The sequence below is a fragment of the Burkholderia dolosa genome, from assembly GCF_902499135.1.
Lineage (GTDB): Bacteria > Pseudomonadota > Gammaproteobacteria > Burkholderiales > Burkholderiaceae > Burkholderia > Burkholderia dolosa.
In genome coordinates, this window is sequence record NZ_CABVPR010000019.1 from 15,150 (window position 1) to 40,949 (window position 25,800).

The window sequence follows — 25,800 nt, forward strand, 5'->3', positions numbered from 1 at the left end:
GAGGCTGGCCGACAGGGGCAGGAGCGGCGCGAACGACCTTCGCGCCGAGCGTATGGCGTGTCCTTCTGCGGACACGCCGGTGTAGGGCCGGAAGCGGGTCGCGACCGGCGGGAACGACATCAACACAAGAAGAGAACCACGATGAGAAAGCAGAAGAGGAGCGGGACGGCATCGAAGATGCTGCTTGCATGGGGACTGCCGGCGCTCGCCGGCGTGTCGCTGACCGGCGTCGCGCATGCCGACGACGCGGCTTCCGTGCCGCTGACGATCGCGCAGGCCGCGCCGTCGGCAGGCACGGGCGCAACCGTTGCGCAGGCAACGACGCCGAACGCGGTCGTGAACGCGGAGGCGACGCAGGCCGTCACGCCGCCGGAAGAGCCGTCCGCACAGTCGAAGTCGAAAGGCTTCATCGCCGACAGCCATCTCAACTTCCTGTTCCGCAACTATTCGGACGTCCTCGACAGCAAGGGCGGCCCGCACCGCCACGCGTGGATTCAGGGCGTGATGGCGAACTTCGAGTCGGGCTACACGGCCGGCCTGATCGGCTTCGGCGTCGATGCGTCGCTGTACGCGGCGCTGAAGCTCGACGGTGGTGCGGGCGCCGGCAACATGGTGCACATCGCGAAGGGCGGCGGCGGATCGAACCAGCTCGCGTGGGCGTATCCGGGCATCTACGACGTGAAGGCGCGCATCTCGAACACGGTGATCAAGTACGGTCTGCAGGCCGTCGACAACCCGTTCATGGAGCAGCACGACAACCGCGCGCTGCCGCCGACGTTCCTCGGTGCGACGATCGTCAGCAACGAGTTCAAGAACGTGATGCTCGAAGCCGGCAGCTTCACGAAGACCGACGCGCGCGGCCACACGACGCTCACCAATCTGACGACGCAGTACGGCGGCACGCGCGTGAACCGGATCACGTACGTCGGCGGCACGTGGGACTATTCGCCGAACGGCGAAGTCGCGCTGTACGCGAACCAGGCCGACGACGTATGGCATCAGTACTACGCGTCGGTGAAGCACAGCATCGGCAGCCCGCAGACGATCAAGTGGACCGGCTTCGGCAACGTGTACTCGACGCACGACACCGGCGACGCGCTGCAGGGCAAGATCGACAACAACGCGTACAGCCTGTCGCTCGCCGCGCAGCACGGCCCGCACGAGCTGATGCTCGCGTACCAGCAGGTGCTCGGCGATCAGTTCTTCGACTACCTGAACGAAACGAACGGCATCTTCCTCGCGAACTCGATGGACGTCGACTACAACGCGCCGCACGAAAAATCGCTGCAGCTGCGTTACACGTTCTACGGCAAGGAAGCCGGCCTGCCGGGCTTCAAGGCGATGATCTGGGGCGTGACCGGCTGGGGCGCGGACGGCAGCGCGGGCGCCGCGAACGATCCGAGCAGGTCGAGCATCTACTGGAGCAACGGCGCGCCGGTGCAGGGCCGTCACCACGAGTTCGGCTTCATCCCGTCGTATACGTTCCAGAGCGGCAAGCTGAAGGATACGAAGGTCACGTTCATCGCGATGTGGCACAACGGTTCGGCTCACTACTCGGATGCGACGAACCGCGAGTATCGGCTGGTCGTGAACGTGCCGCTGCACGCGTTCTGATCTGAGGTCGGACCGGGAGCGCATGCTCCCGCCTCGCACGGCCGGCCTGGGCTCAGGCCGGCTTGTGCAGCCCCGCGACGGGGTCGTTTGCCGCGGGCATCTCTTCCACGAGCGACGTCAGCTGACGGCCGGTGTCGCGCCATGCGTCGAGGCCGCCGCGCAACGCGAGTGCATCGGTGAAGCCTGCATCGAGCAGGCGCTTGGCCATCAGCGCGGCCGTCACCTCGTTCGGGCACGAGCAATACACGACGAATTTCTGCGTCAGCGGATAGCGCGCGACGATGTCGCCGATGTGCCGTTCGTCGGCGAACTGTGCGCCGGGAATCGCGAACGGATCGAGCTTGCGGTGCTCGGGCGAACGCACGTCGAGAATCACGGGCGCCGCTGCGTCGCGCAGCAGCGTGTCGAGTTCGTCGACGCCGATCCGCGCGTTCGCGAGCTGGCGAATCAGCGCGCGGCGGCGCATCCAGCGCACGGCCGCATAGACGGTCAGCAGCGCGACGATCACCACCAGCACCGCGCGGCCGAGCCGGCTCGCGCCGGCGAACAGCCAGTCGATCTGCCGATAGAACACGAACCCGGCCAGTAGCCCGACGATCGTCCACAGCGCGGCGCCGAGCGCGTCGTAGCCGGCGAACGTGCGGTAACGCGTGTGCAGCGCGCCGGCCATCGGCACCGATACGAGCGACAGCCCCGGAATGAAGCGCGCGACCGCCAGCACACGCACGCCGTAGCGGCCGAAGAAGCGTTCGGTCTTTTTCACGCAGGTATCGCGCGACAGCGACAGCCGGCAGATCGTCTTCAGCGTCGCGCCGCCGTAACGCCGTCCGGCGACGTACCACACCGTATCGCCGATCAGCGCGCCGAGCACCGACAGTGCGACCACGGTCGCGAGCTGCGAGCCGATCATCGCCGGATGCATCGCGGACATCGCGCCGAACAGCACGAGCGTCGGCATCGCCGGCACCGGCAGGCCGATTGCCGCTGCGAGCACGTTGGCTAAGACGAGAAGCGGCCCGTACTGGGCGACGAGGTCACGAAGCATGACGGCAGGCCGAAAAGGAAACGCGTGCGCGACGCACGCAGATGCGCCGATTATCGGCCATTTTCGAGACAGCGGCGGGAATGATCGAAAGTGCCTGACGGCAGCAGGGAGATGTCGGTGAGCCGGCGTGCTGCACGCCGCTCACCGTCGGAAATCAGGAAGGGGTGCGCGCGAGCGAGGTCGCGCCGTGGCTTTCGCCGGGAAGTTCGGCGCCGTGCGAGCGGATCGCCGCGATCAGTTCGGCCGGCGTGATCTCGTAGCGGACTTCGCGGTGAACGCCGGGCTTGCGTTCGTCGATCTCGATCAGCAGCACGCTCTTGCCGTCGCCGGTGGCTTCGAGCCTCAGCGAGCGCAGTTCGCGGCCGTCGGCCGGGTCGTGTTCGGTGAGCAGGGTCATTGCCCCGGATGAGCCGGTAGTGCGCATCGAACCTATCCTCGTGTCGTTGATGCCGTGATGGGGAAGATGTCGTTGTTGAATACAGCCTGACGAAGTTTAACGCGAACGGGCCGCGACTCCGAGCATTTTCGTGGAGTGAAATGAGGGCTGCACCACCGATCCGTCAGATGTTTGATGCGCGCCGGACGCGCGTCGCGGCGGGCTTTCGAAGCGGGTGCGGCCGGCGTCGGGCACGCACGTTGCGCGAGCCGGCGCGCGCATCGACGCGCGTGGACACGCGCGCCGATGCAGCGGCGTCAGAAGCGATCGGCGAGTCCCATCGCCGGGTCGCTGACCGAGTGGCGACCGGTTTCGACGCGACCGGCCACGCGACGCGAGAAGCTCGCATCGCTGTCGGCGGTCACGATGAAGTCGTACCAGTGGCCGGTCGAGTCGAGGTTCCAGTGCAGTTCCGCTTGATCGCCGGCGCGCACGGTGACGGTCCACGTCGTGCCGGCGTCGTTGCCGTGGCGATGATCGTCGTGCGGGCCGCGGCCCGAAAGCGGCCCGTACACCTGATTGGATCGCACGGTGAAGCGCACGGTGCCGCCGCCGTCGTTGCGCAAGCGCAGATGCAGATTGCCGCTCGCGCCCGCATAGCCGACGCGGATTTCCGGGTTCGGCGCGCGTGCGCCGCCGAGCCGTGCGAGATCGCCGGTGAAGCGCCGGTGATAGCCGTTCGGACCGAGCACCCACAGGTCGTATTTGCCGCCGTCGTCGGCGCGTGCCGCCCAGTCGCCGTGCAGCGCCTTGCCCGGTTCGACGACGTAGCGTCGCGGTACGCGATCGAGGTGCAGCTTGTCGTAGACGTGAAATACCGCGGCGGCGCGGCCCGTATTCGCGAACTTCAGCGTGACCGTGCCGTTGACCGCGTCGACGCGTGCGCTCGCATGCAGCTCGTACGGCAGCGCGCGCGACGGCCGAACGCCGATGGCCTGGGCGGGCAGCGACGGCGCGGTGGGCGGCGAGATCTTCGGCGCGGCCTGCTGCGCGGCGCTCAGCGCGTCGGCCGCGTCTTTCGTCGTGCGGCCGGCGAGCGTCGGCAGCGGTTCGTCGTTCGGCGAGCGGAAGTTGAACGCGCTCGTCAGGTCGCCGCAGACCGCGCGGCGATACGCGCTGATCTGCGGTTCGACGACGCCGAAGCGCTTCTCGAGGAAGAGCAGCGTCGACGTATGGTCGAACACCTGCGAGTTCACCCAGCCGCCGCGGCTCCACGGCGACACGACCCACATCGGCACGCGCGGGCCGGGGCCGTACGGACGGCCATCGGCTGCAGGCTGGCTCGACGTCGCGGGCGTGAAGTCGTGGTACTCCACCGCGACGTCCGCAGCCGACAGCGTATGACCGCCCGCGAGCGTGCCGTCCGGATTGCGCGACGGCACGGCCGGCGACGGCATGTGATCGAAGAAGCCGTCGTTTTCGTCGTAGTTGATCAGCAGCACGGTCTTGCTCCACACGTCGGGGTTCGCCGTCAGCGCGTCGAGCACCGCCTGCACGTACCAGCCGCCTTGCGCGGGGCTCGACGGTCCGGGGTGTTCGCTGTACGCGGACGGCGGGATGATCCACGACACGGCCGGCAGCGTGCCGTTGCGGATGTCGTCGCGGAACGTTTCGAGGAAGCCGTACGGCATCGTGTTGCCGAAACCCTTCGCGAGCGGGCTCAGCGGATCGTCGATCGCCGGATCGTAGAACGGGCCCGCGGCCGTCACCGGCTGCTTGATGTCCGTCGCTGCGACGTACACGGGCCGGCGCGCGGCCGGCATCTGCTCGATCGCCGCGCGCCAGTGGCGAAAGCCCATCATCTCGTTGCAGCCGAAGTTGTCGATCAGGCTCTGATAGACCTTCCAGCTCACGCCGGCCTGCTGCAGGCGATCCGCATAGGTCGTCCACGTCCAGCCCTGGCTCGACGGACCGACGTCGTTGCCGCCGTTGAACTGGTTGTTCAGCGCGGCGATCTTCACGCGGCGGCCGTCGGCGGGGCTGATGCCGTTCGGGCCGTTCGTGCCGCTCCAGTAGAACAGGCGATTGGCGATCGTGCCCGTGTGCATCCCGCAGTGGTAGTGGTCGCACAGCGTGAACGCATCGGCGAGCGCGCGCTGAAACGGCACTTCGGCCGCATCGTAATAGCCCATCGACAGCGGCGTCTTCGCGTCGGGCCAGCGGTTCATCCGGCCGTGGTCCCATGCGGCCTGCGAATCGGCCCACGAGTGCGGCGTGCCGCCCGCACGCTGCGCGTTGCCGCGGCTCTCGTCGAGGTGGTACGGCGTGAAGGTGGTCGCCGGCGTCGTCTTCGTGTACGTCTGATAGAACACGTTGCGGCCGTTCGGCGACGGCACCGCGAAGCGGTCGCCGTAGCCGCGCACGCCCTTGAACGTGCCGAAATAGCTGTCGAATGCGCGGTTCTCCATCATCAGCAGCACCACGTGCTTCACGTCGCGGATCGTCCCGGTCTCGTGAAACGCCGGAATCGCGAGCGCGCGGCGGATGCTCGGCGGAAACGCGGACAGTGCGGCGGCCGCGAGGCCGGACGTGGCGGTTTGCTGAAGGAATTTGCGGCGTGATGTCATGGCGTTCGGATCCTCATGATGGGAGCGTTCGTGACTTCGTCGGGTCGTGCCCGGGCGTGCGCGCTTTCCGCTTCGCGATACCGCGGCGATGCGCGTGCGTGTTGCGTCGCATGCCGGCGTTCGTCGTCTTCGCATTTCGTGAAACAGGCCGCGTCGAGCGTACATTCCGATCGTTCGTCGGAATCCTGCATGCGCTGCGTTCGCGATACGAAGACGGGAAGTCGGCACACGCGCGCCCGACGGCAGCCGGGCTGGGCGGCGCTCAGTCTAGGGAACCGACATGACGCGGACGTGATGGCGACGTGACAGTGCGTGCGACGTGCACGACGTTGCGTACGCAACGAATGCCGCACGCCGATGCGCACGCGCGGAGAGGTAAGGAATTACCGGTTTCGCGCGCGGCGCGGAGAAGGAATTGCCGGTTGCATCGAGTCGCGATCGTGACGATCGCCGCAGTCGTTGCGCAGGCAACGGCATCGTCGGGCAGCGTGGCAGCACGTCATATTCATCTGAAAATCGATTCGTTTTCCGCCGGCGGTGCGCGTCGTATCGTTGGACGATTTGTCGATCGTAGCGGCCGCCGCGATGCCGCTTTTCACAACGTCTCTTTCAAACGGAATCCGCTTCGATGAAAACCGTGCTTCGGAACCTGTTTGCCGCTTGCCTGTTCGCTGCCGCCGGGGCGGCGTTTGCCACGGTTGCGTCGCAGCCCGCGACGGGCGGCGCTCCGTCGTCCGAGCGCGCGCATCTGCCGCCCGGCATTGCGTGGCAGCAAGGCGACGTCGACGCCGCGTTCGCGCTCGCGAAGCGCACCGGCAAGCCGCTGCTGCTGTATTGGGGCGCCGTGTGGTGCCCGTCGTGCAATCAGGTGAAGTCGACGATTTTCAGCCAGCAGACCTTCAAGGCGCGCTCCGCGCTGTTCGTGCCCGTGTATCTCGACGGCGATACCGACAGTGCGCAGAAGCTCGGCGAGCGCTTCAACGTGCACGGCTATCCGACGATGATTCTGTTCCGCCCGGACGGTACCGAGGTCACGCGGCTGCCGGGCGAAGCCGATCTCGACCGTTACATGCAGGCGCTGTCGCTCGGGATGACGGCCGCGCATCCGGTACGGCAGACGCTCGCGAACGCGTTGAAGAGCGGCGCGTCGCCGACCGCGGCCGAATGGCATCTGCTGGCCGACTATTCGTGGGATACCGACGGCGCGCTGCCGGTGCCCGCCGATCGCGTCGCGCAGACGTTGCTGACGCTGTCGGAACGCGCGCGGGCGGCCGGCGCGTCGGCGGACGCCGCGCGGCTCGCGTTGAAAGCGGCGGTGGTTGCCGCATCCGGCGATCCGTCGCAGACGGGTGCGATCGACAAGGCGGCGCTCGCCGATGCGCTGCGCGGCGTGCTGCGCGACGCTGCGCTGTCGCGCGCCGATTCCGACGTGCTCGTCGCAGCGCCCGCGCGCGTCGTTGCGTTTCTCGGCAGCGACGACACGCAGCGCGCAGCGTTGCGCGGCGCATACGGCACGGCGCTCGCGCGGCTGTCGGTCGACGCCACGTTGTCGTCGATCGATCGGTTGATGGCGCTCCATGGTCGTGTGCTGCTCGCGCGCGACAACGTTCGCAACGGCGCACCGCTCGCCGCACCGGCGCTCGTCGACACTGCACGCAAGCAGATCGCTGCTTCCGTGAGCGGCGCCGCGAATGCATACGAGCGGCAGGCACTCGTCAGCGAAGGCGCCGACACGCTCACCGACGCCGGGCTGTACGACGAGTCCGATGCGCTGCTGAAGGCGGAGTTGCCGCGTTCGTCGACGCCGTACTACTTCATGTCGGGGCTGGCCGCGAATGCGAAGGCGCGCGGCGACAAGACCGCGGCGCTCGACTGGTACCGCAACGCATACGAAGCGGCGAGCGGCTCGGCGACCAAACTGCGCTGGGGGGCGACTTACTTCGCGAACGCGGTCGAGCTGGCGCCCGACGACGCGACGCGGATCGAAGCGATTGCGGCGAGCGTGCTCGCGCAGGCGGGCAAGACGAAGGATGCGTTCTACGGCGCGAACCTGCGGGCATTGACGAAGGTCGTCGCGCAGTTGAACCGCTGGCGCGGCCGCGGCGCGCACGATGCGTCGGTCCGGTCGGTTGCGAAGCGGTTCGACGGTCTATGCGGCAAGTTGCCGGCCGGCGATCCGCAGGCAGCGGCGTGTGCGCGGTTGAGCGAGTCCGTGAGGGTGTGAAGGCGTGAACGCGCAAACACGCGTGCGCGTGAGTGAGCAAGCGCGACCGGTCGGACGAAACCACTACCGTCCCGACTCCGAAGACGCGCCGCGATCGCTGCCGTATCCGGCGGCACGCTGCTGCGCGATTTTCGCTTCCGCTGCGACGATGCTGACCGGATAGAACCAGTCGCTGGACTGGAAGCCCGCTTGCTTGAGTGCCTTGACTTCAGCGGGCACGAGCGTGGCTGAGCAAGCGCGACCGGTCGGACGAAACCACTACCGTCCCGACTCCGAAGACGCGCCGCGATCGTTGCCGTATCCGGCGGCGCGCTGCTGCGCGATTTTCGCTTCCGCGGCGACGATGCTGGCCGGATAGAACCAGTCGCTGGACTGGAAGCCCGCTTGCTTGAGTGCCTTGACTTCAGCGTGCACCTGCGCGCGCGTGAGCGGCTGGGCCGATTGCGCATGGACGACGAGCGGGGCGGACAGCGCGATGGCGATTGCGATCGCATGGATTGGGCGCTTCATGGTCGGGATCTCCATGTTGCCGACGATTCGCCGTCGCGTGAGGCGATCGGGCGTCGGGTTGAAGGCAGTGTAGGCCGGACAACGCGCGCGAAAAATGCGACCGCTCCCAACGCAGTGTTCTGCGGTCGACAACAATACGTTTGAAGCGGATCGTGGTGCGGAGGGGCGTGATGCGCTTGATACGGCGGCTGAGCGTTCCGCCGAGTGCGCGCCCGATGGGTGAACCCGGCGGCGAGCTGTCCAATGTGGGAGCCGGGTGACGGATAGCGCATGCCGGAATCCGTTCCGGCGCGCATCCGCTTCGCGGGCCGAGGGCAACTCTCCGCCCGGGCGCCGGCCGCGTCGATACGGTCGGGCGCCAAACGGCGGCGTGCGCGACGCCGCCGATGCAGACGGTTACACGAGCCCCGTCGCGTAGTACACGGCGATCACGAAGAACACCGCGAGCGTCTTGATCACGGTGACCGCGAAGATGTCGCGATACGACTCGCGGTGCGTGAGCCCCGTGACCGCGAGCAGCGTGATCACCGCACCGTTGTGCGGCAGCGTGTCCATGCCGCCGCTCGCCATCGCGACGACCCGGTGCAGTACGTCCATCGGAATGTTCGCGGCCTGCGCGCCCTTGATGAACAGATCCGACATCGCGGCGAGCGCGATGCTCATGCCGCCCGATGCGGAACCGGTAATGCCGGCGAGCGAGCTGACCGACACGGCAGCGTTGACCAGCGGGTTCGGGATGCTCTTCAGTGCGTCGCTGACGACGAGGAAGCCCGGCAGCGCGGCGATCACGCCGCCGAAGCCGTATTCCGACGCGGTGTTCATCGCGGCGAGCAGCGCGCCGGCGACGGCGGCCTTCGAGCCGGCCGCGAAACGCTCGCTGACGCGCTTGAATGTCGTGAGCACGACCAGCACGATGCCGAGCAGCAGCGCCGCTTCGACCGACCAGATCGCGACGACCGTCTTGATCGACGTCGTGACCGGCGCATGCACGCCCGGCAGTACTTCCGGCGCGACCGTGTACGACGCGGCGCCGTACCACTGCGGGATCAGCTTCGTGAACGCGAAGTTCGACACGCCGACGACGATCAGCGGCAGGATCGCCAGCGCGGGATTCGGCAGCGATTTCGCCTCGACGCGCTCCGGCTCGTTGACGAGCGACGTGCCGTAGCCTTCGCCCTTCGCCATCGCGGAGCGGCGACGCCATTCGAGATACGCGAGGCCGACGACGATGATGAACAGCGAGCCGATCGTGCCGAGCGCGGGCGCGGCCCATGCGGTCGTCTTGAAGAACGTGGTCGGGATGATGTTTTGAATCTGCGGCGTGCCGGGCAGCGAATCCATCGTGAACGAGAACGCGCCGAGCGCGATCGCGCCGGGCATCAGCCGCTTCGGAATATTGCTCTGGCGATAGAGTTCGGCGGCGAACGGGTAGACCGCGAACACGACGACGAACAGCGACACGCCGCCATAGGTGAGCAGCGCGCACACCGCGACGATCACCGCATTCGCGCGCGAGCGGCCGATGTAGCGGATCGCCGCATGGACGATCGACTCCGAGAACCCGGACAGTTCGATCACCTTGCCGAACACGGCGCCGAGCATGAACACCGGGAAATACAGTTTGACGAAGCCGACCATCTTCTCCATGAAGATGCCGGAGAAGACCGGCGCGACGGCGGCCGGGTCGGTGAGCAGCACCGCGCCCAGTGCGGCGATCGGCGCGAACAGGATCACGCTGTAGCCGCGATACGCGGCGAACATCAGAAACGCCAGCGCGGCGAGGACGATCACGAAGGACAAGGGAGTCTCCTAATGGCTTTGGTTGTTGTTCGATCGCGCGACGCGCCGCGGACCGGCTCGGGTTCGTGCAGGTTTCGTGCCATCGGCCGCATCGCACCGCCGGACGCGGATTCGCCGCCGGCCGGCCGGCCCTTGCCGGCCAAGGTCTGACGATTCTACAGAAAACGTCTCGATCCGGAGACGAATCTGCTGCCCGAATGAGCGACGCGGCGGCGCAGGGCTTTCCCGGACAACGCATTGCGACCCGTCTCCGGAGTGAGATAATCCGTCTCGTTCCGGAGACATCCGGCCAAGAATAGACGGAGACGACGACACGATGATGAACGACTGGGCTCGGCTGCCCGTCAACTACGGCGACGTGCTGCGGCGCGCTGCCGAATCGCTGTTCCGGACCTTCGAGGATTCGAGCGCGGGTACGGTGGTCGTCGATCGCGACGCACGCGTCGTATGGATGAACGAGCGCTATGCGGCGCGTTTCGGTTTCGCCGATCCGCAGCAGGCGGTCGGTCTCGACTGCGAGGCCGTGATTCCGAACAGCCTGATGCGCGAGGTCGTGTCGACCGGGCAGCCGATCCTGCTCGACATCATGGAGACGGGCCGCGAGCCGCTCGTCGTCACGCGCCTGCCGCTGAAGAACGAGGCGGGCGAGACGGTCGGCGCGATCGGTTTCGCGTTGTTCGATCAGTTGAAGACGCTCACGCCGATTTTTTCCCGCTATGCACAGTTGCAGCAGCAACTGATCGCGACGCAGCGCTCGCTCGCGCAGGCACGCCGCGCGAAATACACGTTCGCCAGCTTCATCGGCACGAGCGCCGCGAGCCTCGAAACGAAGCGCCAGGCGCGCCGCGCGGCGCAGGTCGATTCGCCGGTGCTGCTGCTCGGCGAGACGGGCACCGGCAAGGAGTTGCTCGCGCATGCGATCCATGCGGCGTCGGCGCGCGCGTTGCAGCCGCTCGTGACCGTCAACGTCGCCGCGATTCCCGACACGCTGCTGGAAACCGAGTTCTTCGGTGCGGCACCGGGCGCGTATACGGGCGCCGACCGCAAGGGGCGGGTCGGCAAGTTCGAACTCGCCGACCGCGGCACGCTGTTTCTCGACGAGATCGGCGACATGCCGCTGCCGCTGCAAGGCAAGCTGCTGCGCGTGCTGCAGGACAAGGAATTCGAGCCGGTCGGCTCGAACCGGATCGTGCGCGCCGACGTCCGGATCATCGCCGCGACGTCGGCCGATCTGCCGGCGCTCGTCGCGGCCGGACGTTTTCGCGCCGATCTTTATTACCGGCTCAATGTGCTGACGATTCACGCGCCGCCGCTGCGCGAGCGCGCGTCGGACATCGCAGCGCTCGTCTATGCGACGCTCGAGGAACTCGCAGCGCAGCACGGCCGCGCCGCGCATTGCGAATTGACCGACGATGCGTTGCGGATGCTGTGCGCGTATCCGTGGCCGGGCAACGTGCGCGAGCTGCGCAATACGCTCGAGCGCGCGTTGATGCTGTCGGACCGCTCGGTGATCGATGCGCGTGCGCTCGCGCCGTTCCTCGGGCCGGTGCGTGCGACGCCGGACGTCGCGCCCGCCGCACCGCAAGCCGGTGCGTCGCCGCCGCGCGACGAGATGCGTGAAGCGGGCAGCGTGCCGATCGTTCCGTATGCCGATGCATTGGCCGCGTGGGAGCGCCGGTTTCTGACCGACGCGCTCGCCGCGTGCGGCGGAAAGGTCGTCGAAGCGGCCGCGCGTCTCGGCATCGGGCGGGCAACGCTTTACAAGAAACTGGCGGCGTTGGGGATCGACCGGTAGCACGGTGCGGCCGGTGCGATCGATCGCGAAGCGGGAAGCCGGAGCTCGCGCCGCAACGCATGCTTCGGGTCCGGCCGACGGGAGACGATGATGAAGCGAACCGGCATGGCTGCCTGGCTGACTGTATTGCTGAGTGCGTCGGCGGTTGCGCAGTCGGGCGACGATGCGCCCGGCGCACGGCGCAACTGGTACAACGATCCGTTTGTCGTGCTGTCGCACGACATTGCCGAATGTCCGCTGCCGCTCGGCCCGTGGATGACGCACGCGGAGATGGAGGACGACGCGCATTACCGCGTCGAACGCGGTACGACGTGCTGGCTCGCTCATCGCTGTTCGAAACCGAACGCTTATTTGTATGACGCGCCGATCGCCGAGGCCGCGAAAGCGCATTTCGCCGGTTCCGATCGACTGCGCGGGACGAGCCTGTGGATCACCGTGCAGCGGCGCTTCATTTATGCGGAAGGATGCGCGGAGCCGACATTCGATCGCGATGCATTGCAACGCGAACTCGACGCGCTTCCCGATGTCGAGCAGGTTTTCATTCGCATCACCGACGATCCGCGAAGGTCGTTGCCGTACAAGACGCGCGCGGATCCCGACCGCATGCCGAATTGAACCTTGGAGGGCCGTGCATGGCATACTCGCGACATTTAAAAAAGGGTTGACGGAAAGAACAATGAAACACATGCTTGCGTCGGTCTGTCGGTGGCCTTTGGCGCATTGGCGCCGGGCCGGATTGTTGGCTCTGATTGCCGGGCTCGGCGGGTGCGGCGGCGGGGCGCCGCTGTTCACTTCGGACGGGCGTCCCACTACGCAGGTGCAGTGCACGGGCAACGACTGGAGCAATTGCACGGACAATGCCCGCGCGATCTGCAACGGCGAGTTCGACGTGATTCAGCAATCGACCGATGACGCCGTGCGAAATCTTCTCTTCGCATGCAAGAAGAAAAGCGGTTATTGACCCAAATGACCGGATGAGGAGACGGTAACCGGGTGAGTCGCTTTTCTATTTGCTTAGAGTCAGCTATTTTTCGTGAATAACGTTTACGGAGTCCCATCCATATGGCGACCTACAGGCAACTGACAGCGCAGCTCGAAAGGCTTCAGCAAAAAATCGAAAAGGAACGTGAAAAGGCAATTGCCGATGCGATTGCCGATATCCGCGCGAAAATCGAAGAATTCGACATTACGCCGGAAGAGCTCGGTTTCCGACCGCGTGCCGCGCGGGCGACCAAAGCGAAACGTCCGTTGCCGCCGAAATACCGGAATCCCAAGACGGGTGAAACCTGGAGCGGCCGCGGACGAGCGCCCGCTTGGCTCGGCAAGAACCGCGCGCGTTTCCTGATCAAGGACTGACTCCCGAAAAACCTCACCTTTCGCGCGTTGACTGACGGTGCGAGCGGCCATTCGGCCGTCGCACCGTTTTGTTTTTGCGCAATCGCCACGTGATCGCGGTACGCGAATCGCGGTGCGCCGCCATTCGACAGATGCGTGCCGCTTTCCGAATTCGCATTGATTCGCCCGCATATCGCGGCGAATTTCGGTAAACGCGCGCGCGATTGCGCGATGCATACGTGCCAACATTCGCGAACGCCGCGGTGCACGTCCGCTCCGGTTTCCGATCACCTTTCGCTCGTCCGCATCGCGCGGCACGTCATTCCCGAATTGACTCACCTTTGCTCCCGTAAAGCCTCACCGTTGACGAAACGACCTGACGGCCGCGACGCACTGCCTTCGCAGGATGTGCGATGCAAAGACAGTCGAGATCGCCCATGTTGCGAGCGTTGACGCGTGTCGGACAGTCGGCCGTTCGGCATATAGGCAGCCGCATCCCGTTCGCCTATGCTTGGAGTTCGCATCGACCGGCGCACCGGCTGCAGGGCCGCGTGCCGTCCGGGTCGTCCTTCATTACCGTCTGGAGCACCCGTGACCGTTCGCCATCTCGACGCGTTGTTTCAGCCCAGGTCCGTTGCGGTCGTCGGCGCGTCGTCGCGCGCCGGCAGTATCGGCGCGATGGTGTGGTCCCGCGTGCTGGACGGCGCGTTCGACGGGCCCGTGTGGCCGGTCAATCCGAAATATCGCGAGCTGAACGGGCACACGGTCGTTCCGGATGTCGACCGGCTTCCTGCGGCGCCGTCGGTCGCGGTGGTGTGCACGCGTCCGGCTACGTGGGCGGGCATCGTGCGCAAGCTCGGCGAACTCGGCACGCGCGTGGCGGTGATCGTCGGCGACGCGCGCACCGAATCCGATCGCGCGGCGCTCGATCGCGCGCTGAAGGCTGCGAAGCCGTTTGTGCTGCGTATCGTCGGGCCGGGTAGCCTCGGCGTGCTGACGCCCGCGCGGCGTGCGCATTTCGGCGCGCCGGCTTATACGGTGCGGCCGGGCGGCGTTGCGTGGGTATCGCAATCGAACGCGCTGACGAACGCGGTGCTGGGCTGGGCCGATGCACGCGGCCTCGGCTTTTCGCATGTCGTCGCGCTCGGCAGCGAGGCCGACGTCGACGCCGGCGATGTACTCGACTATCTCGCCAGCGACCCCGGCACGCGCGCGATCCTGCTCGAACTCGATACCGTGTCCGCTGCACGCAAGTTCATGTCGGCCGCACGCGCGGCAGCGCGCAACAAGCCGGTGCTGGCGCTGCGCACAGGGCGGACGGATCCCGGCGATGCGCTCTATACGGCCGCGTTCCAGCGCGCGGGGATGGTGCGCGTCGACGCGCTCGACGATCTGCTCGACGAGATCGAGACGCTGGGCGTCGGGCGCGTGGCCGCACGCGGCTCGGCAACGCTCGTGACGAGCGACGCGGGCGTCGCGAAACTCGCGATCGACGCGGTCACGGACGTGCGCGTCGCGCTGGCCGACTGGCCGCCGGCCGCAACAGCTGCCGTGTCGGCCGCGTTGCCGCATCTCGCGGCGCACGGCAATCCGTTGACGCTGGGCGACGATGCGCGTCCCGAGCATTTCGGCGCGGCGATCGGCGCACTCGCGCCGTTCCCGCAAACCGGCACGCTGTTCGTCGTCCATTCGACGTCGCACAGCGCACCGGCCGATGCGGTCGCGCGCACGCTGATCGCAGCGCGGCAGCATGCACATCGCGGCATCCTCGCGTGTTTCTTCGGTGCGGTCGATGCGGCGACCCGCGATGCGCTGCATGCAAACGGCATCCCGGTGCACACGACGCCGCGGCGGCTCGCGCGCGCGTATGCGCGGCTGGTCGACTACAACCTCGGACGACAACTGCTGATGCAGACGCCCGAAGGTACGCCGCAGCAGCCGGCGGCGTGCATCGCGGCCGCGCAGGCCGACGCGCGCCGAATGGTTGCGGCCGGCGAGCACGAGCTGGCCGGCGACGTCGCGCTGCGCTGGCTGTCGCATTTCGGGCTGAACGGCGAGACCCGCGAGACTGGCGAGACCGACGGCGAGCCGGCTTCCGCGAAGGTCGTCGACGTCACCGTCGACATGTACGACGATGCGAATTTCGGTCCGGTGTTTCGCTACGTCGTGCCGCCGGCGGACGGCGTATCGGCACCGTTCGTCGTCTACGGGCTGCCGCCGTTGAACACCGTGCTCGCCCGTGCGGTGATGGAGCGTTCGCCGTATGCGCGCCACGCGCCGGTCGGCCCTACGCTCGATGCGTTGACGGCGCTGTCGCAGGTCGTATGCGACGTTCGCGAAGTGGTCGCGATGTCCGTCACGCTGCGCGTGCTGTCAGACCGCACGCAAATCGTTGCGCCGCGCATCACGTTCGCGGCGGGGCGCAGCCGGCTCGCGATCATGCCGTACCCGCGTCATCTGGAACAGACGCTCGAATGGCGCGGAGAGACCGTGACGATCCGCCCGATTCGTCCGGAGGACGAGCAGGCGCACAACGAACTGCTCGGCGCGATGACGCCGGACGATCTTCGGATGCGTTTCTTCGGCGCGGTGCGCAGCTTCGATCATTCGCAAATCGCGCGCATGACGCAAATCGATTACGACCGCGAGATGGCTTTCATCGTGTCGGTTACCGATGCGTCGGGGCGGTCGCATACGCTCGCGGTCGCGCGCGCAGTGACCGATCCCGACAACGAGACTGCGGAGTTCGCGATCGCGGTGCGGCCGGATCAGAAGGGCAAAGGGCTCGGCCGGTTGATGATGACGCGGATCATCGAATACGTGCGGTCCCGCGGAACCGCATGGATGATCGGCGAGGCGTTGCGCGAGAACACCGCGATGATTTCGCTCGCGAAATCGTGCGGCTTTGCGGTCACGACGACGGAGGAGCCCGGCGTCGTGGGCTTCCGGATGAAGCTGCAACCTTAGCGGGCATCGTCGTCGTCGAATGCCGAAGAGCCGAAGAGCCGAAGATATCGCAGCGAGCCGCCGTCTGCGCATGCTATCGAACTGACACGATGTGCTGCCGCGATGCGCAGAGCCATTTGGACGCGGCCGAACGACGAACGACATTCGAACGCGCGCACCGCACGAAGCGGCACGGCACGTCGGCGCTAAAACCACGCTCCGCTGATCGCATCGCCGCGCGGATGACGTGCGCCGCCTACCGCGATGTGCGGCCCGCAACGGGTTCCCGTCGATGTGTTGGTACGCGCTTTCGCACCGCGCGATGCGCGACATGGAGACGAACCGCAAAGGTGAGATTTTTCGGGAGCGGCGAACGAGCCATCCCGGAAGTGCGTGGTGAGCCGATACGGGAACGCTCGACCGATCTTCCGGCAGGCGGTCGGTGAGTGCTTTCGGGAAGCCTCGGCGACGCTTTCCGACACGCGTCGGGAGAGCAGGGAACAGATAAAGGTGAGAAGGTTCGGGAGGCGTTCGCGCGTGTTCGCGGATGCGTTGGGTGAGACTTTCCGGGATAGCGAGATGGCCGCTTACGGAACGTGGAGGTGAGCCTTTTCGGGAATCGCGGCAGCGTGGAGCATCGCATGTGCGACGCCGGGCTTTGCCGGCGTCTGCACCCATGCAGTGAACGCGAACGTTAGCGGCGGCGTGTTTACGCGGCGAGTTTCGATGCTGCGTCGTTCACCTGCTCGCGCGTGATCGCGAGTTCGTCGAGGTGCGCTTCCGCGTACACGGCGCCGGTTTCGCGTTCGAGGCGCGCGATCGTCAATGCGCAGCGCGCGGTGTCCTTCGGCATCGCGATGAAACGCTTGACCGATTCGCCGGATGTGAAGGCGTCGAACAGCGCGCCGCGCACGTCGTCCGGAAGCGTCTTCGTCCACTGGTACGGCTTGCCGTTGAACGTGATCGACGGCGGCAGCGTCCGTTCCTTCTTCGTTGCCGTGATGAGCCCGTAAGTGCGCGCGGCTTCGCCGATCTGCTCGGGCGAGAAGAGTTCGTCGGGCGTGATGTCGAACTGCTCGATGTAGTTCTCGATCGCCTGCATCGCCGCGGCACGATCGTCGCGCTTTTTCTGCGCGCGCGCGACGATGTCGCGCAGTTCGTCCGCTTCCTCGGGCGTGATCGTGAAGCTTGCCTGCTTCTGCTGAAGTTCGGAGAAACGCTGGAATTCTTGATCGTTCAGAAGTTTGGCCATGACATCCACTGGATACGGCGGCCGCGACAACGTGCCGCCGTAGTTTTTGAGGGGGCCGCTATTCTAGCGTAGCGCGATATGCGCAGCGATCGCGCGGTGCGCATCGGTCGCCGCGGCGTCGTCGCGGCGTCGTCACGCGCCGCCGAACGTGCGGCACGCGCATTCGGCGGCCGACATCGCATCGACCGGACGACCGAACGCGTACGCGTCAGCCGGTTTCCGCGCGGCACATCGACAGGTGCGCTGCCATTTCGCGAAGTGCTTCGGCCGCGGCATCGACGGACTGCGCGGGTTGCGCGTCGACGCGGCGCATGTACGGACAGGTCAGCACGGCGATGGCCTGGCCGGACGGTCCGAGGATCGGCGCACTGAGATCGGTCACGCCGTACGCGTGACGGCTGTCCTGGCGCAGGTAGCCGGACTGCCGGATCGACTGGCACGCATGAGCGAGTTCCTGTTCGTTCAGCGCCGTGTCGTCGAGAAGCTTGCGGTGCTCGGCCAGCATGTGCGCGCGGTGCTCGGCACTCTGAAACGACAGCATCACGCGGCCGGATGCCGTGTCGGCGAGCCCGATGCGCGAACCGAGGCGCACCGACACGCCGCACGGGCCGGGCCCGTCCACCTGCGCGATCACGAGCAGATCGCCGCGGTCGTAGACGGCCAAATGGCACGACTGCTCGGCCGCATCGGCGAAGCGCTGCATCGGCGGCAGTGCCTCGGCAATCAGCCGGTTCATCGGCGGATGCCGATGCGCGAGCGCGAACAGCTTGAGGCTCAGTGTGTAGCGGTCGCCGCCGGTCGAGCGCATCACGTAGCGGCGCGCGACGAGACGTTCGAGCATCCGGTAGATTTCGCTCGCATTGCGCCCGAGCTCCTTCGTGATCTGCGTGCGGGTCAGGCCTTCCTTCCGTTCGGACAGGAGTTCGAGGATGTCGAGGCCCTTGTCGAGTGCGGGGGCGCGATAGCGGTCGGCTGCGGTCGATTCCCGTGCGTCGCTGTCGGGAAACGGGGTGTTGGGCGTTTGCATCAGGGGCGTGGGGTTCGAGTAGTGTCGATCGACGGGCGACGCATGCTGGCCGGCCATGCCGCGCGTATCGCGTCCGCACGGAACGAAGACCAGGCGTTCGAGCTTAACAACAAACTTTCAGTGTTCAATGCCGTGTTTTTTTACCGATCGTTACCAGACAAGAACGGATCGACGGCGATTCGCGATGACAGGGTCATATTGAATATTTGATATCCGCGCGTCGAAGAGTGGCCGTTCATCGCGGCCGCCGCCGCCGCTGCCGGATGCATTCGGGGCGCCGATATCGCGGCGCGTGCTCGGCGGGCACACCAATAGTGGGTATCTGCCGCACGTCATTTCCTCTGCCGCACGCGGTGGTACAAAGCTCTGGCCGGCCGGCGGTTGCGCGACTCGAACACGCGCCGATCGACGCGGCATCGGCGCCGGCGCGATCGGCGCAAGCCGGCGGCAATCGCGGCTGCGCGTACCGGGTGGCGGCTCGCCGAACATGCGTGCGTCATCCTTGCGCGCAGCATTTCGGCAGCCCGCGCCCTTCCGCGCGTCGACCGTCCGCGGCCGTGCGGATGCGACGCGCACGGCCGACGACCGACGATCGATCCGGCGCAACCGCGACCGCTTGCGTCGGCCGGTAACCTGTCACATTCGACAACAGAGGTTGAGCACGATGAAACTGCTTCGCTATGGCCCGCCCGGCCACGAAAAACCCGGCATCCTCGACGCGCAAGGCCGGATTCGCGATCTGTCCGCGCATGTGCCGGATCTGGCCGGCGATGCGCTGTCGGACGCGGCCCTTGCCCGGCTGCGCGCGATCGACCCGACGACGCTGCCGCTCGTGCACGGCGAGCCGCGCATCGGCGCGTGCGTCGCGCGTGTCGGCAAGTTCATCGGCATCGGTCTGAACTATGCCGATCACGCGGCCGAAGCGGGCATGCCGGTGCCGAAGGAGCCGGTCGTATTCGCGAAGTGGACGAGTTCGATCTGCGGCCCGAACGACGGCATCGACATCCCGAAGGGTTCGGTGAAGACGGATTGGGAAGTGGAACTCGGCGTCGTGATCGGCACGCGGTGCAAGGACGTCGACGAAGCACGGGCGCTCGATTGCGTCGCCGGCTACTGCGTCGTGAACGACGTGTCCGAGCGCGAATGGCAGCTCGAGCGCGGCGGTCAATGGGACAAGGGCAAGGGCTTCGATACGTTCGGCCCGATCGGCCCGTGGCTCGTCACGCGCGACGAAGTGCCCGATCCGCAGCGCCTCGACCTGTGGCTCGAAGTCGACGGCCACCGCTATCAGAACGGCAATACGCGCACGATGGTGTTCACGGTCGCGCAGCTCGTCGCGTATCTGTCGACCTGCATGACGCTCGAACCGGGCGACGTGATCACGACCGGTACGCCGCCGGGCGTCGGGATGGGCATCAAGCCGTCGCCGGTCTTCCTGAAGCCCGGACAGCTGGTGCGCTTGGGGATCGAAGGGCTCGGCGAGCAGCTGCAGCACACGCGCGGCGCGCGATAGCGACCGGCGGCTCGTCGCGCCGGTGCGCGATGCAACGGCCCGATTCGGCGCGACGCGGAATCGGGCCGTTGTCGCGTGAACGGGCGCCGATCAAACGATGTTGTCGAGCTCGCAATGCGCTTCGAGCCGATATCCGTCGGGATCGACGACGAACGCCGCGTAATAGCCGGGGCCGTACTGCTCGCGCTTGCCGGGCCCGCCGTTGTCCCGGCCGCCGTGCTCGAGCGCGGCGCGGTAGAACGCATCGACTTCCGCGGGCGACGCCGCCTTGAACGACACATGCAGCCCCGACTCCGGATCGGGGACGACCGGACGGGCCGCGGGCTGCAGCCACAGTACCGGCTCGGTCGCGCCGTAGCCGAGCGAGCCGTCTCCGCTGTACAGCCGTTTGTAGCCGAGCGCGCCGAGGGCGCTGTCGTAGAACGTGCGGCTACGGTCGAGTTGAGCAACGCCGAAGGAAAGGTGATCGATCATCTGTTGACTCCTTGAACTGAACGGGGACATCGGTGCAGCAGACTTCGTTTAACCACCATGCTGGTTATGTTAGGAATCGTCCGCGGCAGTTGTCAACCGGCATGATGGTTAGATACGATCGCCGGCATGCACAATACGCAACCTTCCGTCACAGGCTGGCTGATTCCGGCCCCGGCCGACACGCTCAGCATCGACTTCGCAAACACGCTGTACTGGCGCGGAACGGACGCGCCGACGGAGACGTTCGCGTCGATCGACGACTTGCGCGCATGGTGCGGGCAGCAGGCGGGCGTGCCGGCCGAGCTGCTCGACGCATCGCGCGTGCCCGGCCGGCACGACGATGAACCGGCGATGCTCGCGCACGCGCTCGCATTGCGCGAGGCGCTGTACCGGCTGTTTCATGCGCAAGCCGAGCAGCGCGAGCCGCATGCGGACGATCTCGCGCTGCTCGGCGGTTTTCTTGCGGAAGCGGCGCCGCGCGTCGCGCTCGCGCGGATCGACGGCCGTTATGCGTGGCGGATCGCCGAACACGCTGCGTCGCTCGCGACGCTGCTGAGTCCGGTGTTGTGGTCGGCGACCGATTTGCTCGGCAGTGCGCGGCTCGCGAAGGTCAAGCGCTGCGCGAACGACGCGTGCCAGTGGCTGTTCGTCGACGACAGCAAGAACGGCAGCCGTCGCTGGTGCTCGATGTCGTCGTGCGGCAATCGCGCGAAGGCGTACCGCCACTATCACAAGGCGGGATGATGGCGCGGTTCGCCCGTCGCGGAACGCGAACCTTTCCTCTGCATTGGCGAACGCGTCACGGCTTCGTCGCACCGCGCACGGCCATCGAACCTATTTCGCGGACAGCTTGCGCCACAGCGTCGTCTTGCTGATGCCGAGCATCGCGCACGCGCGGTCGCGATCGCCGCCGCATGCGTCGAGCACTGCGCGGATCTCGTCGGCTTCGGCGCGGCGGCGGCGCGCATGAAGCGTCTGCGCGTTGTCGTCACCGGCGCCGGCGTCGGCCTGTGCGGCGTGTGCGAACAGTTCAGGCGCGATCGTCGGCAGCGCATCGGGATCCAGCACGTTGCACGCGGCGGCCGGACCGGTCTCGTCGACTTCCTCGGCGAGTTCCACCGCGATTCGCTCGATCACGTTCTGCAGTTCGCGCACGTTGCCCGGCCACCGGTAGCGCGCGAGCGTCGCCTGCGCCGCGCCGAGTACGCGCGCGGCTTCGTCGATGTCGCGCACGCGCTCGGCGAGGCGCGGTTCGCGCCGCGCAGCCTGCACGAGCAGCGCGGCCGCGAGCGCAGGAATGTCGGCCGCGCGCTCGCGCAGCGGCGGCAGCCCGATGTTCAGGATGTTGAGCCGGTAGTAGAGGTCGGTGCGGAACGTGCCGGCCTCGACGGCCGCGAGCAGCGGCCGGTGCGTCGCGGCGATCACGCGCACGTCGATGCGGATCGGCTCGGTCGAGCCCAGACGGATCACCTCGCGTTCCTGCAGCACGCGCAGCAGCCGGCTCTGCAGCGACGGCGGCATTTCGCCGATTTCGTCGAGAAACAGCGTGCCGCGGTGCGCGGCCTCGAACAGGCCGGTCTTGCCGCCGCGCCGCGCGCCGGTGAACGCGCCTTCGTCGTAGCCGAACAGTTCGCTCTCGAGCAGCGCCTCCGGAAACGCGCCGCAGTTGATCGCGACGAACGGATAGCTGCTTCGCGTCGACAGCCCGTGCAGGCTCTGCGCGATCATTTCCTTGCCGGTGCCGCTCTCGCCAAGCACGAGCACGGTCGCGTCGGATTTCGCGTAGCGGCGGACGAGATCGCGCACGCGCGCCATCGGCGCGGACGCGCCGATCACGTCGTCGAGCGTATAGCGCGCGGCGAACTGCTGCGTGGTCGGCTGCGAGCGCAGCGCGCGATCGAGCCGCTCGACTGCGCGCGATTCCTGGAACGTCAGCACGCTGCCCGACGTGACGCCGCGGTCGACCAGCGGCCCGCGATGCACGACGTAGCGGATCCCGCGCACCGTCGCGAGCGCGTCGCCGTCCTCGCCGCGCAGCGTGCGCAGCTCGGGCCGCAGGTCGACGAGCGCGCGACCGACGGCCGCCGCCGGATCGACGCCGAGCGCGGACGCGAGCCGCTCGTTGATCGCTTCGACGCGGCCGTGCGCGTCGAGCGCGACGACGCCGTCGCGCAGATGCTGGAGCAGATTGTCGAGCCGCTGGCGCCGGAGCGCCTCCGCATGCGTCGCGTACGCGACCTCGAGCGCGGTCTCGACGGCCTTGCGCACCGACGCATGCGAGTACAGGAACACCGCGCCCATGCCGGCGCTCGCCGCGAGGTCGGTCACGAGGCCGGGGCCGACGATCGTCTCGATCCCGCGATCGTGCAGATCGTGCACGACCGCTTCGGCTTCCTGCGCGGACTGATATGACGCAAACTGCACGTCGAGCCCGTACGCGGCGACGAAGCGGCGCACTTCCGGCGGCGTGTCGCCGGCGCTCACGAGCGCGATGCGCGTCGCGTCGCGCCGTGCGCGCGCGAGCGCCTGCATCACGTCGAAGCCGGTCGGCGATACGACCACGACGGGCACCGGCGCGCGGGTTTTCAGGAAGCCGCCGTTCGAGCCGGCCGCGACGATTACGTCGGGCCGCGCGGTGCCGGCTTCGGCGATCGCGCCGAGCGCGTCTTCGAACGCGCGGGTGACGATGCGCACGTCCGCACGCTCGTCGAATTCGGCGGCGATTTCGCGAAACAGGTCGCGCAGGCGGCTGATGCCCATCGCCCAGATGCGCGGGCGCACCGTGCGATCGGCGGGGCTGACGGGACGGGTCGACGACAGATCCATGACGGCGATTATGCGCGCGAGATTTCATTTTTGAAACATGAAATTTCTGAAATGAAATATCCGTCGCGTTCGTTGCCGGGCCGCGGCGCTTATAAATCAGCGGGTTAGCGGAGTTCCGCGAGCTGGCCCGCTCCTTGCTGTTACAGGGCATTCGATCAGGAGGCCGTTCATGAGCAACACGCATCTTCAGAGCGCCGGCGCGAAGTTTCGCGCGGCAGTCGCGGCCGAGCAGCCGCTGCAGGTGGTCGGCGCGATCACCGCGTACGCGGCCAAGATGGCGCAGGCCGTCGGCTTCAAGGCCGTGTATCTGTCGGGCGGCGGCGTCGCCGCGAATTCGCTCGGCATTCCCGATCTCGGCATCAGCACGATGGAAGACGTGCTGATCGACGCGAGCCGGATCACCAATGCGACCGACCTGCCGCTGCTCGTCGACATCGATACGGGCTGGGGCGGCGCGTTCAACATCGCGCGTACCGTGCGCTCGTTCATCAACGCCGGCGTCGCGGCCGTGCATATCGAGGACCAGGTCGGCCAGAAGCGTTGCGGGCATCGGCCGGGCAAGGAATGCGTGCCGACCGACGAGATGGTCGACCGCATCAAGGCGGCCGTCGATGCGCGCACCGACGATCAGTTCGTGATCATGGCGCGCACCGACGCGGCCGCGGCCGAAGGAATCGATGCGGCGATCGAGCGCGCGGTCGCGTACGTCGACGCGGGTGCCGACATGATCTTCCCGGAGGCGATGAAGACGCTCGACGACTACCGCCGCTTCAAGGCTGCGGTGAAGGTGCCGATCCTCGCGAACCTGACCGAATTCGGCTCGACGCCGCTGTTCACGGTCGACGAACTGCGCGAGGCGAACGTCGACATCGCGCTGTACTGCTGCGGCGCATATCGCGCGATGAACAAGGCCGCGCTGAATTTCTACGAGACGGTGCGCCGCGACGGCACGCAGAAGGCCGCCGTGCCGACGATGCAGACCCGCGCCGAGCTGTACGAGTTTCTTGGCTATCACGAATACGAGCGCAAGCTCGACGAGCTGTTCGCGCAGGGGAAGAAGTAACGCGGAGCGTCGATCGGGCCGCGTAGCGGTTTGGCAGCGCGTGTGGGTAAGCGTTGAAGCGCCGACTCGGATCGACAGCTTTGCATGGGACTGGAGCAAGCGCTGAAGCGGTGACTCCGGTCGACAAAAATTCTTGGAGAACGGAAACATGAGCGAGACGAAAGACGCAGCAGCACCGGCCGCCGCAGGCGCGTTCAAGCCGAAGAAATCGGTCGCGCTGTCCGGCGTGACGGCCGGCAACACGGCCCTCTGTACGGTCGGCCGGACCGGCAACGACCTGCACTACCGCGGCTACGACATCCTCGACGTCGCCGAATCGTGCGAGTTCGAGGAAATCGCGCACCTGCTCGTGCACGAAACGCTGCCGAACCTCACCGAGCTCGCCGCGTACAAGGCGAAGCTGCGCGCCATGCGCGGGCTGCCGAACGCGCTGAAGGCCGCGCTCGAGCAGATCCCGGCGTCCGCGCATCCGATGGACGTGATGCGTACCGGCGTGTCGGTGCTCGGCACCGTGCTGCCGGAAAAGGACGATCACAACCTGCCGGGCGCGCGCGACATCGCCGATCGCCTGATGGCATCGCTCGGCTCGATGCTGCTGTACTGGTATCACTTCTCGCACAACGGCAAACGCATCGAGACCGAAACCGACGACGATTCGATCGGCGGCCATTTCCTGCACCTGCTGCACGGCAAGGCGCCGTCGAAGTCGTGGGTCGACGCGATGCACACGTCGCTGATCCTGTACGCCGAGCACGAATTCAACGCGTCGACGTTCACCGGCCGCGTGATCGCGGGCACCGGCTCGGACATCTACTCGGCGATCACCGGCGCGATCGGCGCGCTGCGCGGCCCGAAGCACGGCGGCGCGAACGAGGTCGCGTATGAAATCCAGAGCCGCTACCGCTCGCCGGACGAAGCCGAAGCCGACATCCGCCGCCGCGTCGAGAACAAGGAAGTCGTGATCGGCTTCGGCCATCCGGTCTACACGATCTCCGATCCGCGCAACAAGGTGATCAAGGGCGTCGCGCACAAGCTGTCGAAGGAAGCGGGCGACCTGAAGCTGTACGCGATCGCCGAGCGACTCGAAGCGGTGATGTGGGACGCGAAGAAGATGTTCCCGAACCTCGACTGGTTCAGCGCGGTGTCGTATCACATGATGGGCGTGCCGACCGCGATGTTCACGCCGCTGTTCGTGATCGCGCGCACGTCCGGCTGGAGCGCGCACATCATCGAGCAGCGCATCGACAACAAGATCATCCGCCCGAGCGCGAACTACACGGGCCCGGAAGACCTGAAGTTCGTGCCGATCGAGAAGCGCTGAGCACGCCGCGCGCGCCGGCCCGCGACGCGGATGCCGGCGCGCGCCGCACGTC

General features: G+C 67.0%; 21 protein-coding genes and 1 pseudogene. 12 read left to right on the forward strand and 10 right to left on the reverse strand.

The window, feature by feature from the left end; all coding sequences use genetic code 11:
* Positions 1–141 precede the first annotated feature (141 nt).
* On the forward strand, positions 142–1,614 hold the full coding sequence (locus BUB20358_RS10995) for an OprD family porin (RefSeq protein ID WP_035974724.1): 1,473 nt from the start codon (positions 142–144) through the stop codon (positions 1,612–1,614).
* Between the two features lie 52 nt (positions 1,615–1,666).
* Here BUB20358_RS10995 and BUB20358_RS11000 read toward each other — a convergent pair whose 3' ends face one another.
* The 3 genes from BUB20358_RS11000 to BUB20358_RS11010 all read right to left on the reverse strand — a co-directional run bounded on the left by BUB20358_RS11000 (position 1,667) and on the right by BUB20358_RS11010 (position 5,662).
* Positions 1,667–2,659 carry a DedA family protein/thiosulfate sulfurtransferase GlpE gene (locus tag BUB20358_RS11000; RefSeq protein ID WP_006766628.1) on the reverse strand — a complete coding sequence of 331 codons (993 nt, stop codon included), beginning with the start codon at positions 2,657–2,659 and terminating at the stop codon, positions 1,667–1,669.
* A gap of 154 nt (positions 2,660–2,813) precedes the next feature.
* Positions 2,814–3,083, reverse strand: coding sequence for a hypothetical protein (locus BUB20358_RS11005; protein ID WP_006766627.1), 270 nt, complete (start codon positions 3,081–3,083; stop codon positions 2,814–2,816).
* 269 nt (positions 3,084–3,352) lie between these two features.
* Positions 3,353–5,662, reverse strand: a complete 2,310-nt coding sequence (locus BUB20358_RS11010; RefSeq protein WP_006766626.1) for a phosphocholine-specific phospholipase C — start codon at positions 5,660–5,662, stop codon at positions 3,353–3,355.
* Between the two features lie 440 nt (positions 5,663–6,102).
* On the opposite strand from BUB20358_RS11010, the gene BUB20358_RS11015 reads away from it, so the two are divergent.
* Both BUB20358_RS11015 and BUB20358_RS11020 read left to right on the forward strand, forming a co-directional pair.
* On the forward strand, positions 6,103–6,294 hold the full coding sequence (locus tag BUB20358_RS11015) for a hypothetical protein (protein ID WP_123806743.1): 192 nt from the start codon (positions 6,103–6,105) through the stop codon (positions 6,292–6,294).
* Positions 6,291–7,886, forward strand: coding sequence for a thioredoxin family protein (locus BUB20358_RS11020; RefSeq protein WP_006766625.1), 1,596 nt, complete (start codon positions 6,291–6,293; stop codon positions 7,884–7,886). The genes BUB20358_RS11015 and BUB20358_RS11020 overlap by 4 nt, the downstream gene beginning before the upstream one ends.
* Before the next feature lie 63 nt (positions 7,887–7,949).
* Here BUB20358_RS11020 and BUB20358_RS28340 read toward each other — a convergent pair.
* The 3 genes and pseudogenes from BUB20358_RS28340 to BUB20358_RS11030 form a co-directional block, all read right to left on the reverse strand.
* A pseudogene (locus BUB20358_RS28340) lies at positions 7,950–8,105 on the reverse strand (DUF4148 domain-containing protein); the annotation flags it as partial.
* A gap of 39 nt (positions 8,106–8,144) precedes the next feature.
* On the reverse strand, positions 8,145–8,396 hold the full coding sequence (locus tag BUB20358_RS11025; protein ID WP_035975395.1) for a DUF4148 domain-containing protein: 252 nt from the start codon (positions 8,394–8,396) through the stop codon (positions 8,145–8,147).
* Between the two features lie 396 nt (positions 8,397–8,792).
* On the reverse strand, positions 8,793–10,196 hold the full coding sequence (locus BUB20358_RS11030) for a GntP family permease (RefSeq protein ID WP_006766623.1): 1,404 nt from the start codon (positions 10,194–10,196) through the stop codon (positions 8,793–8,795).
* Positions 10,197–10,512: 316 nt separating this feature from the next.
* Here BUB20358_RS11030 and BUB20358_RS11035 point away from each other — a divergent pair, with 316 nt between their 5' ends.
* The 5 genes from BUB20358_RS11035 to BUB20358_RS11055 all read left to right on the forward strand — a co-directional run bounded on the left by BUB20358_RS11035 (position 10,513) and on the right by BUB20358_RS11055 (position 16,293).
* Positions 10,513–11,991 (forward strand): sigma-54 interaction domain-containing protein, encoded by a 1,479-nt coding sequence (locus BUB20358_RS11035; protein ID WP_035974719.1) that lies wholly within the window; start codon positions 10,513–10,515, stop codon positions 11,989–11,991.
* A 90-nt stretch (positions 11,992–12,081) separates the two neighbouring features.
* A complete protein-coding gene (locus BUB20358_RS11040; RefSeq protein ID WP_006766620.1) occupies positions 12,082–12,606 on the forward strand; it encodes a hypothetical protein in 525 nt (174 codons plus the stop codon).
* 61 nt (positions 12,607–12,667) lie between these two features.
* Positions 12,668–12,952 carry a hypothetical protein gene (locus BUB20358_RS11045; RefSeq protein WP_174484768.1) on the forward strand — a complete coding sequence of 95 codons (285 nt, stop codon included), beginning with the start codon at positions 12,668–12,670 and terminating at the stop codon, positions 12,950–12,952.
* A 101-nt stretch (positions 12,953–13,053) separates the two neighbouring features.
* Positions 13,054–13,347, forward strand: a complete 294-nt coding sequence (locus tag BUB20358_RS11050) for an H-NS histone family protein (protein ID WP_035974717.1) — start codon at positions 13,054–13,056, stop codon at positions 13,345–13,347.
* A gap of 570 nt (positions 13,348–13,917) precedes the next feature.
* Positions 13,918–16,293 (forward strand): bifunctional acetate--CoA ligase family protein/GNAT family N-acetyltransferase, encoded by a 2,376-nt coding sequence (locus tag BUB20358_RS11055; RefSeq protein ID WP_035974715.1) that lies wholly within the window; start codon positions 13,918–13,920, stop codon positions 16,291–16,293.
* Between the two features lie 688 nt (positions 16,294–16,981).
* On the opposite strand, the gene BUB20358_RS11060 is transcribed toward BUB20358_RS11055, so the two are convergent.
* Positions 16,982–17,524 (reverse strand): hypothetical protein, encoded by a 543-nt coding sequence (locus tag BUB20358_RS11060; RefSeq protein WP_035974710.1) that lies wholly within the window; start codon positions 17,522–17,524, stop codon positions 16,982–16,984.
* 208 nt (positions 17,525–17,732) lie between these two features.
* Positions 17,733–18,551, reverse strand: a complete 819-nt coding sequence (locus BUB20358_RS11065; protein WP_035975394.1) for an IclR family transcriptional regulator — start codon at positions 18,549–18,551, stop codon at positions 17,733–17,735.
* Positions 18,552–19,215: 664 nt separating this feature from the next.
* Between BUB20358_RS11065 and BUB20358_RS11070 the strand changes: the two genes are divergently transcribed.
* Complete coding sequence (locus BUB20358_RS11070; protein WP_035974708.1) at positions 19,216–20,064, forward strand: ureidoglycolate lyase; 849 nt, start codon at positions 19,216–19,218, stop codon at positions 20,062–20,064.
* Positions 20,065–20,154: 90 nt separating this feature from the next.
* Here the strand turns inward: BUB20358_RS11070 and BUB20358_RS11075 are convergent, their stop codons facing one another.
* Positions 20,155–20,538, reverse strand: a complete 384-nt coding sequence (locus tag BUB20358_RS11075) for a VOC family protein (protein ID WP_006766614.1) — start codon at positions 20,536–20,538, stop codon at positions 20,155–20,157.
* Positions 20,539–20,664: 126 nt separating this feature from the next.
* Between BUB20358_RS11075 and BUB20358_RS11080 the strand changes: the two genes are divergently transcribed.
* On the forward strand, positions 20,665–21,282 hold the full coding sequence (locus tag BUB20358_RS11080) for a CGNR zinc finger domain-containing protein (protein ID WP_035974704.1): 618 nt from the start codon (positions 20,665–20,667) through the stop codon (positions 21,280–21,282).
* Positions 21,283–21,372: 90 nt separating this feature from the next.
* Here BUB20358_RS11080 and prpR read toward each other — a convergent pair whose 3' ends face one another.
* Positions 21,373–23,364 carry a propionate catabolism operon regulatory protein PrpR gene (gene prpR, locus BUB20358_RS11085; protein WP_006766613.1) on the reverse strand — a complete coding sequence of 664 codons (1,992 nt, stop codon included), beginning with the start codon at positions 23,362–23,364 and terminating at the stop codon, positions 21,373–21,375.
* Between the two features lie 169 nt (positions 23,365–23,533).
* Here prpR and prpB point away from each other — a divergent pair, with 169 nt between their 5' ends.
* Both prpB and prpC read left to right on the forward strand, forming a co-directional pair.
* A complete protein-coding gene (prpB, locus tag BUB20358_RS11090) occupies positions 23,534–24,427 on the forward strand; it encodes a methylisocitrate lyase (RefSeq protein ID WP_006766612.1) in 894 nt (297 codons plus the stop codon).
* A gap of 148 nt (positions 24,428–24,575) precedes the next feature.
* On the forward strand, positions 24,576–25,748 hold the full coding sequence (gene prpC, locus BUB20358_RS11095) for a bifunctional 2-methylcitrate synthase/citrate synthase (RefSeq protein ID WP_035974702.1): 1,173 nt from the start codon (positions 24,576–24,578) through the stop codon (positions 25,746–25,748).
* The last annotated feature ends 52 nt before the right edge of the window (positions 25,749–25,800 follow it).

Bases quoted from the DNA above. Each gene is read 5' to 3' on its own strand.
- BUB20358_RS10995 (WP_035974724.1), top strand. From the start codon at position 142: ATGAGAAAGCAGAAGAGGAGCGGGACGGCATCGAAGATGCTGCTTGCA.
- BUB20358_RS11000 (WP_006766628.1), bottom strand. From the start codon at position 2,659: ATGCTTCGTGACCTCGTCGCCCAGTACGGGCCGCTTCTCGTCTTAGCC.
- BUB20358_RS11005 (WP_006766627.1), bottom strand. From the start codon at position 3,083: ATGCGCACTACCGGCTCATCCGGGGCAATGACCCTGCTCACCGAACAC.
- BUB20358_RS11010 (WP_006766626.1), bottom strand. From the start codon at position 5,662: ATGACATCACGCCGCAAATTCCTTCAGCAAACCGCCACGTCCGGCCTC.
- BUB20358_RS11020 (WP_006766625.1), top strand. From the start codon at position 6,291: ATGAAAACCGTGCTTCGGAACCTGTTTGCCGCTTGCCTGTTCGCTGCC.
- BUB20358_RS11025 (WP_035975395.1), bottom strand. From the start codon at position 8,396: ATGAAGCGCCCAATCCATGCGATCGCAATCGCCATCGCGCTGTCCGCC.
- BUB20358_RS11035 (WP_035974719.1), top strand. From the start codon at position 10,513: ATGATGAACGACTGGGCTCGGCTGCCCGTCAACTACGGCGACGTGCTG.
- BUB20358_RS11040 (WP_006766620.1), top strand. From the start codon at position 12,082: ATGAAGCGAACCGGCATGGCTGCCTGGCTGACTGTATTGCTGAGTGCG.
- BUB20358_RS11045 (WP_174484768.1), top strand. From the start codon at position 12,668: ATGAAACACATGCTTGCGTCGGTCTGTCGGTGGCCTTTGGCGCATTGG.
- BUB20358_RS11050 (WP_035974717.1), top strand. From the start codon at position 13,054: ATGGCGACCTACAGGCAACTGACAGCGCAGCTCGAAAGGCTTCAGCAA.
- BUB20358_RS11060 (WP_035974710.1), bottom strand. From the start codon at position 17,524: ATGGCCAAACTTCTGAACGATCAAGAATTCCAGCGTTTCTCCGAACTT.
- BUB20358_RS11065 (WP_035975394.1), bottom strand. From the start codon at position 18,551: ATGCAAACGCCCAACACCCCGTTTCCCGACAGCGACGCACGGGAATCG.
- BUB20358_RS11070 (WP_035974708.1), top strand. From the start codon at position 19,216: ATGAAACTGCTTCGCTATGGCCCGCCCGGCCACGAAAAACCCGGCATC.
- BUB20358_RS11075 (WP_006766614.1), bottom strand. From the start codon at position 20,538: ATGATCGATCACCTTTCCTTCGGCGTTGCTCAACTCGACCGTAGCCGC.
- BUB20358_RS11080 (WP_035974704.1), top strand. From the start codon at position 20,665: ATGCACAATACGCAACCTTCCGTCACAGGCTGGCTGATTCCGGCCCCG.
- prpR (WP_006766613.1), bottom strand. From the start codon at position 23,364: ATGGATCTGTCGTCGACCCGTCCCGTCAGCCCCGCCGATCGCACGGTG.
- prpB (WP_006766612.1), top strand. From the start codon at position 23,534: ATGAGCAACACGCATCTTCAGAGCGCCGGCGCGAAGTTTCGCGCGGCA.
- prpC (WP_035974702.1), top strand. From the start codon at position 24,576: ATGAGCGAGACGAAAGACGCAGCAGCACCGGCCGCCGCAGGCGCGTTC.